A 6870-nucleotide genomic window follows, 5' to 3' on the forward strand; every position below is an offset into this window, starting at 1 on the left:
TTAGATTATTTTTATATTGAATTTTTTCATCAAGTTCCAATCTTTTTTCAATTAAAGAAGAGTTAGTTTCTTGAAGGATTGTATAAGATTCTGTTATTTTACCTTCTAGCTCATAATTTGATTTCAATTGTACGTTTAATTTTTGTGTTTCAGACATAAACATCAATGAAAAAAATAAAATACCCACTAATAAAAAAAGAATAATAGAAAATCTTTTCCCCATATATTTTTGTATCTTGAATCTATATTTAAGAATTCCTTAAATCAAATATAAAATTTATTTAATAATTAATTATTTTTAAAATACATAAGTTTCTGTGTGATATATTCAATCAGAACCGATTATTTTTCTTGCAGCCATTGTTAGTGGATCTAAAGCACTTGAGATTGGTGGAGCATAGGAAGTTTCAGAAGTTGCAACTTGATGTACAGTTGTTTTTCTACCTATTAAAAGGGACATAGCATCAATTCTCCCTTTAACTCCTTCTTTTGAAATAACTTGTGCGCCAATGACCCTGTAATCGCTGTCTGATAGAATCTTAACATAGATATCTTCTCCCCTTGGGTAATACTTGGCCCTTGTTAACCCTTTAGCATTACCTTCTATTGGAATAATTCCGTATTCAAGTGCTTTTTCTTTTGTAACTCCTACTGTACCAACTTCTAATTCACCAATAACTGCAATACTCGGGCTTGATATTGGTCCAAAAATAGAGTTTTTACCTAGTATATTATCTGCCACTACGACACCTTGACGGATTGCTGTCGACCCCAATGCACTAATTGTAGATTTATGGGTAATAATATCTGTAACTTCAACACAATTGCCACAAGCATACACATTCTTAACAAATTTACCTTTTCTTTTTACCCTTAGCGAAGCATCAGTAACTATCCCGCCCGTGCTACCAGTTTCAATGCTTGCGTTCTTTGCTAATTCAACATTTGGTCTGACCCCTACAGACACGAGAACTAAATCTGTTTCGAACTCATTTCCATTGGCCTTCACATGGTTTACTTTTTTCTCGCCCAAAATAGAAGAAGCGGTTGTAGATGTGTGGATTTTCATATTTAAAGGAGATAAATAGTCTTCCACAATATTGCTCATGTCTTTATCTAGCATGTTTGGGAGAACCCGATCTTTCATTTCAATAATTCTTGATTTAAGGCCTTTTTTTAGAAAGGCGTGGGCCATCTCAAGGCCAATTGCACCGGCACCTATAATAGTTGGAGATTTTGTATTTTTCAATGAATTTGAAATTTTCAAGGCATCCTCTAATGAATTTAAAAAATATACGCCATCAAGATCTATTCCTGGTACTGGTGGTATTATTGGTTTTGCACCACTAGCTATAACCAATATATCATATTTTATTTTCTCATCGCCAAAAAAGACCTCACGGTCATCCAAATCTATTTTATTTACTGTAGTTTTATTTAAGATTTTAATATTCATTTCTTCATAGTACTTTATGTCCCTAAGAATAAGAGTCTCAAATGAATTTATCATTCCAGAAATTACAAACGGTATGCCACAGGGACTGTAAGCAAAATATTCACGATCAGTAATGACAGTTATTTCTATTTCTTTATTTTTTCGTCTAACTTGCGATGCAACGGGTAGCCCAGCAGCTCCAGCACCTATTACGACAAGGTGTTTTGGCATGTTTACTATAAACAAATAAAGACCTTTTAAAGTTAAGGTTTAGTATTTGTATAATTGCGGCCAGTTTTTAATATTTACTCATAAAACATTTCGTAATAAAACTATCAAAAAAATGCCGCCTGTATTTAGTACATACGAAACAATCCCAAAATGTTTCAGTTTTACCTCCTTAGACGAAGCAAGGATTGTGACTCCAATTTCATCGGGCAGTGGTGTTGCTATAAAAAAGGCACCTACAATGTATGCTAAATATTTTTGATATCTACGAGGAATTTTCTTTAAAGTAAAAAGGGATAATTTGTGATTTGAAAATTCTTCTATTTCATCAGCAAATGATATCCTAATAAAATGGAATATTATCATATCGCCCACTAAAGAACCAACGCCTGCAATCAAACCTAGCAGAATAATATTTTTATTACTAGAAAAAATTAGGATTAATGCAGTCGCAATAGGGGCGGTAAAAGAAAATACATACAATATGCCAGAAATAAATATGCCCAAATAGCCCCACTCTATAAAGCTTTCGGGAATTAAATTACTTAGCCCCCCAAATAGGAAGAAAGTCAATATATAAATTAAGCCTAATGATTTAAATTTTTTATATTTCAACTCATCACATCAAAATAGATTTATTCAGTGTTTTTAAATGAATCTTCAAGAGAAGATAATTTTTGGTAAATTACTTGAATAGCATTGTTTTGTGCATTTAGATTATCCAATATTACCCTAATTTCCTCTTCTGCTTTTAAATTTATCAAATAATCTGTGTGGGCCTCCAATCTAATTTTTGCATCTTGCCTATTCTGGCTCATCATTATTACAGGCGCCGTATAAGATGCCATTAGCGAAACAACTAGATTTAAGAATATAAATGGATAGGGATCCCACTGATTAATCCATGCAGATATATTCAAAGAAACCCATACTAGTAAAATTACAGATTGTACAAATATGAATAACCAAGACCCAATCTTAGAAGTAACCCAATCAGATGCCTTTTCGCCAAATGTTTGTTTTTCATTATATAATTCATTAACATCGCATATCTTTTCATGTTCATGTTTGTAAGGCTCAGGAAAAATTAATTCATCCATATTTTCACCTTATTAATCCTCCTTTAATTCTTAAATTAATTATTTTGTCTATTTAAATGCTTAATTAGTTTAAAATATGGGCGTTTATATTCTTCAAATTGTAAAAAATATTAAAGTTTTAACCTTAATTATAAGTAGTCGAAAAACATATAAAAAGATTAATTATAAAAATCTCAAGATATGTGTTTCAAGCATAGGAACGTGATATTATGAAATTAATAACTTATTTAACAATTGGAATGTTATTGTTAGCATTTGGGACGTCTGTTTCTGCAGCAGATAAAAATTTCGATATTATCGTAATACAAGGATCATCTCTTAGTGCAGGTACAGAAAATAATTTAGTTACTATTACTGTTAACAATGAGACTTCATTGGAATTTCAAACTGTAAAAGTTTATTTAGATCTTTCCCCTCCCTTTTCGGCCTCAAATAAAGAATCTGACCAATTTGTAATTGGAAATCTTACAACAATTCCAAAAGGTGCGTTTTTTGTAATTGATGTTGACAGTGGTGCCGCATATGGAAATTATAAAATACCAATAATTATTGAAACGAACAGAGGGAATTACCGCGAAGAGATAGAGATTAAAGTTATCGGCGATACACTTGTTAGTGTAGACGATTTTACCGTTAACGGAGTTAAAGGCAAAACTGTAGACCCAGGAATGGTTTTTAATGTTAATCTCAGATTGAAAAATGTTGGCGGAAATAGGCTACAATGGTTAAAAGTTTCTTTGGATACACAAGACCCTGAAATAGTTCCTGTTTCATCTTCCTTGACTAAGACATTTCAAGATGTTAGAACAGGGGAGTACATAGTTGCATCTTATGATTTATCAATAGGGAAAAATGTTACTCCAAAGAATCATATAATGACCTTAGTACTGTCTTTCCAAGATAATCTTGGAGTTACACACACACAAAATGAAGTTCTCGGATTAAAAATAACTGGAACACCTCAATTAGAACTTGGCAGAAAGACAACCGATCCCACAAGAATTATGCAGAATCAACCTTTTGTATTAACTTTAAAAATAGAAAATATTGGATCAACTAATGCAGACAATGTTAAAGTCAAAATAGAATCCCCTTTTACTGGAGACAGCGAAGCATATCTTGGTAAGATTCTAAAAGATGATTACGCCAATGGAGTATTTGCTCTAAATTCTGGAACTAATAGTGGAGAAGTTAAATGTAAACTCACTATTACATATAATGACGATCAAGGAGCGCACTCTGATGAAAAAGAATTCTTTGTTTCTGTTAATGCTGTACCTCAAGCCACTGGAGTTCAAATTGCTACTAGTTTGATAGTTCCAATAGTATTGTTGGCGGTAATTGTTGGTGGAATTTATCTTTACAGAAAAAAACGAAAATCAAAAAAAGAAGGGTCTTCTAAAGAGTCCTCTTAGCAATTAATTCAAAATCTTTAGAGGTTAAAGAAAAATGGAACCACCATTAATTGACGCAAGGGCCCTATTCAAGTGCTACACTCTTGGGAAGGTACAGATTCCTATTTTGCGTGGAATAGACCTTGCTGTAGAAAAAGGTGAAATAGTCGCTTTAATGGGGCCTTCGGGATCTGGCAAGAGTACACTTTTGGGAATACTCGGAGGTTTAGACTTACCTACTTCAGGCAAGATACTAATTGATGGAATTGATATAACTAGACTTCCTGAGAGCAAACTTGCAGAGATTAGAGGTAAAAAAATTGGATTTGTCTTCCAAGCTTATAATCTTGTTTCAACCCTTACTGCAATTGAAAATGTAATGTTACCTTCTTATTTTGTTAAGGGAAAGAATAAAGATCCTGAAGAACTTCTTGAGATAGTAGGATTAAGTCACAGAAGAAATAATAAACCTACTGAGATGAGTGGTGGCGAGCAGCAAAGAGTAGCTATCGCTAGGGCATTAATAAATAATCCTAAAATTCTTTTTGGTGATGAACCTACAGGTAACTTGGATTCTAAGACAGAACTAAAAATATTAAATCTATTCCAAAGACTTAGGGATGATTTCGGGTCTACAATTTTTTTAGTTACACATTCTGACGAAGTAGCTAAAATTGCAGATCGTATTATTTATATAAGAGATGGTAGGCTGGAAAGGGAGAAAAATGTTGGAAAACTCAAAAATTAGCATATATTCAAAATACGCTATAACCTCCCTTTTAAGAAGAAAACAAAGGACTCTCTTTTCTTTACTTGCGATTGCAATAAGCATAGCATCAATAGTGGCAATCAGTCTTATGGGAAATTCTGTCGACTATACTCTTCAAAGCAGTGTCAAATACTACTTTGGAGGAGATTTGAGATTAGATATGGAAGCTATTGGATTTAGGACAGGAGAATTTGATTTCAAAGAAACAGAAGAATTTGTGCAATTCTTGAAGGATACCGGAACAATTCAAGATTATACCTATATAATAGATACTGTCAGAGGTACAGACATACAAAGGGAAGGAGTGACCCAGACTTTTTTGGGCCTTAGGGGAATAGAGCTTGGAGAATATCCCCTTTACGATGAGATTCCAGTATTAGAACCTAAAGGTGCAAAATTTAATACATTAATTAAAGAACCTTATGATATAGCAGTCAATGATATATTGGCTCAAAATCTTAAATTAAAAGTTGGGGATACCCTCCCAGTTCTTTCAGATAATGGAAGAACTGAATTTAAAGTTGTTGGTATAGTAAAAGAAGGAGGGGGAGTTGCCGATATTTTTGGCTTGGGTATAGTAAAACACGAGACAATGATGGAGCTCCTTAAACTGGAAGAAAAAGATGCATCTAGTATCTTTATTAAAACAGAAAATGATTCTCTTATGTTCGATGCCGAGAGATCAATTAAAACTCAATTAGTCGATCGAAATAAATACAAAATTAATGTAACAAATTATATCGATCAGAATGAAGCAACAATTCAAACATTAAAACCTGTTTTGCAATTCTTCGGTCTTGCTGGTATCATAGCTCTTCTAGTAGGGGCAATTGGTATTATTACAACAATGTTCATATCAATGAAAGAAAGAAAAAAAGAAATAGGTACCATGAAAGCAGTTGGGATAAAAAGCTCCCAAGTTATTAATTTCTTTCTTTTTGAGGCACTATTTTTAGGGATTAGTGGTAGTTTATTAGGTGTTGTATTGGGAGTTTTAATATCAACTCAACTAGTTTTAATAGCTGGAGGTTTATTCAATACAGTTTTACGTTTAGTCATAGACCCATTTATCTTAGTATATGGATTCCTTGTTGGGGTGTTCTCAGTATTGACGTTTCAAATAGTTCCCGCTTATATCGGAAGCCAGATTAGACCAATAATTGTACTTAAAGATATGGAAGGCGAAAAGCCATTTTATAGGGATTGGGGATTCGCTAAAATAGTATTTATTTCTTTTTTAGTTTTTGGCGGAATACTATACTTAAATTTGCGTTCAATACTTTTAGTTTTGGCAGTTTATGGATTAATACTATTAATGTTTATTTTCACAATCGTTTCTAGGTATGTTATTAAATTCGCTTCTAGATTCCCTACATTTAATCTAGTCTCATTAAAGTTGGGACTTAGAAGCATTGAAAGAAATCATTGGACGGTCGCAACAGCTCTTCTAGCAATATCGATAGGCTTGGGTAGTGTGGGTGGAGTTCTTACAACTGGCGAAGGTCTAAAAGATTTTGTAGCTGATGCATTCACATCATTTGCTGATTATGATATCCAAATAAATGGTATACCTGATTCCAAAATTTCCATCATGGAAGAACGACTTCTTTTGATGGAAGAGGTTAAAACTGTATATAAAACGACAGGCGAATTTTCTGGGTTTTCATTAGATATCAAAGAAATCAATGGTAAATCTATATCTCGATATATTAGTGATTTCACTGAAGAGAAACGTAAAACAGCAGAGGAGAATTGTTTAAATGTAAATTTGGGGGGTAGGAATCTTGAATTCAATCCTATTAGTCCAGTTACTTTTAGAACAATTAAAGGAAGACTCCTCGGGAAAGAAGATATAGGAAAGAACAATATTATTGTATCTACTCAATGCGTAGATACTTTCGGCTTTGATATAGGGGACACAGTTACTTTTCAGTACAATGATTA

7 protein-coding genes are annotated in these 6870 nt (G+C 32.9%); 3 read left to right on the top strand and 4 right to left on the bottom strand.

Features of this window, described 5'->3' with window-relative positions; genetic code table 11:
* The 4 genes from PLI06_10025 to PLI06_10040 form a co-directional block, all read right to left on the bottom strand.
* Nucleotides 1-223: hypothetical protein (locus tag PLI06_10025; protein ID HOI77929.1), on the bottom strand; the 223-nt coding region annotated here is incomplete at its 3' end.
* 105 nt (nt 224-328) lie between these two features.
* Nucleotides 329-1666, bottom strand: a complete 1338-nt coding sequence (locus PLI06_10030) for an FAD-dependent oxidoreductase (protein ID HOI77930.1) — start codon at nt 1664-1666, stop codon at nt 329-331.
* Between the two features lie 78 nt (nt 1667-1744).
* A complete protein-coding gene (locus PLI06_10035; protein HOI77931.1) occupies nt 1745-2170 on the bottom strand; it encodes a hypothetical protein in 426 nt (141 codons plus the stop codon).
* A 128-nt stretch (nt 2171-2298) separates the two neighbouring features.
* Nucleotides 2299-2763: a DUF1003 domain-containing protein gene (locus tag PLI06_10040; GenBank protein HOI77932.1), complete on the bottom strand. Its 465-nt coding sequence runs from the start codon at nt 2761-2763 to the stop codon at nt 2299-2301.
* Nucleotides 2764-2972: 209 nt separating this feature from the next.
* Between PLI06_10040 and PLI06_10045 the strand changes: the two genes are divergently transcribed.
* The 3 genes from PLI06_10045 to PLI06_10055 all read left to right on the top strand — a co-directional run.
* Nucleotides 2973-4178 (top strand): hypothetical protein, encoded by a 1206-nt coding sequence (locus PLI06_10045; GenBank protein ID HOI77933.1) that lies wholly within the window; start codon nt 2973-2975, stop codon nt 4176-4178.
* A 34-nt stretch (nt 4179-4212) separates the two neighbouring features.
* Nucleotides 4213-4905 carry an ABC transporter ATP-binding protein gene (locus PLI06_10050; GenBank protein ID HOI77934.1) on the top strand — a complete coding sequence of 231 codons (693 nt, stop codon included), beginning with the start codon at nt 4213-4215 and terminating at the stop codon, nt 4903-4905.
* Nucleotides 4883-6870: ABC transporter permease (locus PLI06_10055; protein ID HOI77935.1), on the top strand; the 1988-nt coding region annotated here is incomplete at its 3' end. The genes PLI06_10050 and PLI06_10055, both read left to right, overlap by 23 nt.

Origin of the sequence: Methanofastidiosum sp. (assembly GCA_035362715.1) — an archaeon.
GTDB lineage: Archaea > Methanobacteriota_B > Thermococci > Methanofastidiosales > Methanofastidiosaceae > Methanofastidiosum.